Origin of the sequence: Candidatus Aquicultor secundus, from assembly GCF_002791875.1 — a bacterium.
GTDB lineage: Bacteria > Actinomycetota > Aquicultoria > Aquicultorales > Aquicultoraceae > Aquicultor_A > Aquicultor_A secundus.
In genome coordinates, this window is sequence record NZ_PFNG01000222.1 from 1 (window position 1) to 2,604 (window position 2,604).

3 protein-coding genes are annotated in these 2,604 nt (G+C 51.7%); all 3 read right to left on the minus strand.

All coding sequences use genetic code 11. The annotated features are described in order from the left end of the window. Positions 1-74: 74 nt before the first annotated feature. Entirely contained in the window at positions 75-1,349 is a 1,275-nt protein-coding gene (obgE, locus tag COY37_RS09405; protein ID WP_286677396.1) for a GTPase ObgE, read from the minus strand. A 64-nt stretch (positions 1,350-1,413) separates the two neighbouring features. Beyond that, the gene (gene rpmA / locus COY37_RS09410; protein WP_286677395.1) at positions 1,414-1,683 is read right to left on the minus strand and encodes a 50S ribosomal protein L27; all 270 of its coding nucleotides are present in this window, start codon (positions 1,681-1,683) and stop codon (positions 1,414-1,416) included. A 167-nt stretch (positions 1,684-1,850) separates the two neighbouring features. Further along, on the minus strand, positions 1,851-2,264 hold the full coding sequence (locus COY37_RS09415) for a hemerythrin domain-containing protein (protein ID WP_286677394.1): 414 nt from the start codon (positions 2,262-2,264) through the stop codon (positions 1,851-1,853). Positions 2,265-2,604: the final 340 nt, after the last annotated feature.

Here is a 2,604-nt window from a genome sequence, read left to right on the forward strand (position 1 = left end):
CATTCACCTATTAACCGGTCTTCCCGGAACCCCGGACCCTGGTCTCTGGACACTATAGAGTCTCTGGACCCTGGTTAGAATGGATAAAACTCAAACGACATTTTGCCGATGCGCACGGTGTCGCCTTCTTTGGCGCCCGCTTCGATGAGCTTGTCTTCGACGCCTATGCGCTTAAGGCGTTTCTGCAGGTGAACAATGGCGTATTCGTTTTCGAAATCGGTCATCGCGACGATTCGCTCGATATTGGTGCCCTTCACAACCCAGGTGTCGCCCTCCCTGGATACGGTGATTTCCGTCGGGCTCGGCTTTTCTGCGACAACTCTCTTCTCTTTTTCCCGTTTTACCTCGGGTTTTTCGACGGTATCCAACAGGTCTGCGACCGCGTAGAGCAAACGATCCACGCCGGTTCCGACTGCGGCCGATATCGGGAAGAACGGTATGTCGCGCTCCTGCATATATCTCTCGACCACAGGCAGGTTGGCCTGCGCCTCGGGTATGTCCATCTTGTTGCCGGCAACGATCTGCGGGCGATGCGCAAGTTCGAGGTCGTAAAGCTCGAGTTCGCGGTTTATCACCTCGAAATCCTCGATTGGGTTGCGCCCTTCGAGCGCCGCCATATCCAGGATATGAACGATAACCGCCGTGCGCTCGATGTGACGCAAAAAGCCGTGCCCAAGGCCCTTGCCTGCATGCGCGCCCTTGACCAACCCCGGGATATCGGCTACGACGAAACTGCGGCCATCCGGTACGGCGACCACCCCGAGATTGGGAACAAGCGTTGTGAACGGGTACTCCGCAATTTTTGGGCGGGCTGATGAGATCCGGCTGATCAGCGTGGATTTTCCGGTGCTCGGAAACCCCACGAGGCCGACATCGGCAAGGAGTTTAAGCTCAAGGACTACCCAGCGCTCCTCACCCGGCTCGCCTTTCTCGGCAAAAGTCGGCGAGCGGCGGGTTGGCGTCGCGAAATGCGCGTTTCCCCTGCCACGCATGCCACCGCGGGCGATAACCACACGTTCACCCGGCTCGGTAAGGTCCGCGAGGATGTTCCCCTCTTCATCGCGAACAAGCGTACCGGGCGGAACTTTCAAAACCACGTCGGCGCCGTTTCTACCGTTTTTGTGACCGCCCGAACCATGCTGCCCCCGCTCGGCCTTGAAATGCCGCTGGTAGTGGAAATCCATGAGCGTGCGCAGGTTTTCATCCACTTCAAGGATGACGCTACCGCCGCGGCCGCCGTCCCCCCCGTCCGGTCCCCCTTTTGGGACATACTTCGCCCGGAAGAAACTGGCCACGCCGTTTCCGCCATTCCCCGCTTTTACGAAAATCTTCGCCTCATCTACAAACATAATTTATATATCCCCAAACAAAAAAGCCACAGGTAACTGTGGCTTTAGCTGCATTTCTTAAGGGTTACGCTTGAGCGATTGCATCGGTCAATACGCTTACCTTGCGACCGTTCCTACCCTTACTTTCAAAAACAACATAGCCGTTTATCAGGGCAAAGAGTGTGTAATCGCGGCCAAGCCCGACATTCTCGCCCGGCTTAATCTTAGTGCCGCGCTGGCGCATTATAATGCTTCCCGCGTTTACATACTGTCCGCCAAAAGCCTTAACGCCCAGTCTCTTAGACTGGCTATCGCGACCGTTCCTGGTACTTCCCATTCCTTTTTTATGTGCCAACTATCTCACCTCGTTATGAAGAAAGCATAATAATTATTTTTGAGCATCCAAATCATTATATTGGCCGGTTAAACTTTTGTCAATTGCGATATTGACCGCTTGTCAGATTATTAAAATAAATTTGGAGCCCCTGAAGGCTCCAGTAAAATTAACGTTCGTAGATCGTTTTAGGCAACTTTACCGATCGATGCGTTCTGGTACTCGGTGTAAATAAGGCGCTCTTCCTGCTTGATCAGGGCATTAAGGATTTTGTTGAGGCGGCTAAAATCACGCTTAAATGCTAATGGCGGGCCGCCGTCCGAGTATTTGTCGAGAAACAGGATGAGCACGGCCGATATCCGCGCCAAGTCGCGCGTAAACCAGTCAAGCGTGCGCTGTAGCTGAAGATTATTAAACGCCATTTCTCTAAGTTGCGGATACAGCTCTTCGTTTTCTCTCCTGAGGTGGGCCAGCAATGATGCTTTTAATGACTGGATTTCCTTATGGCTCTCTTCGGATGAGATATCGAGGCGCTCGAGGTTTCCGAACGAAATACAAAGGTCTGAGTGCTCTGTGCTGAGTTCATCAATTAGATTTAACAATGTGGTGCCTCCTCGTTTGCTGCGATTATTTTGCGTCTACTTATGTGATTTCTTGCTCGATTGTTTTTGTGACTGAGGTAATCATCGGCACGGCCTCTTTTGTTCTTAATGAGTAATGTTGGAATTTCGAGTTACGAATAAAACCTTCTTCTTATAGTAGCGTGTCTACACCTAGTACCGCGACATCCTATTTTCTGTGCATGTCATTCTGAAGGAGCGAATGCGACTGAAGAATCTTGGGCGCAGCCTTCTACATGTGCAGGAGGGTCTAAGCTTAGATAGAGTTAGAGTGAAGACTTCTTAGCACAGTGAATCAAAGCTTAGACATACTTAAGTGACA

Coding starts and splice junctions, on each gene's coding strand:
- obgE (WP_286677396.1), bottom strand. CDS start 1,349: ATGTTTGTAGATGAGGCGAAGATTTTCGTAAAAGCGGGGAATGGCGGA.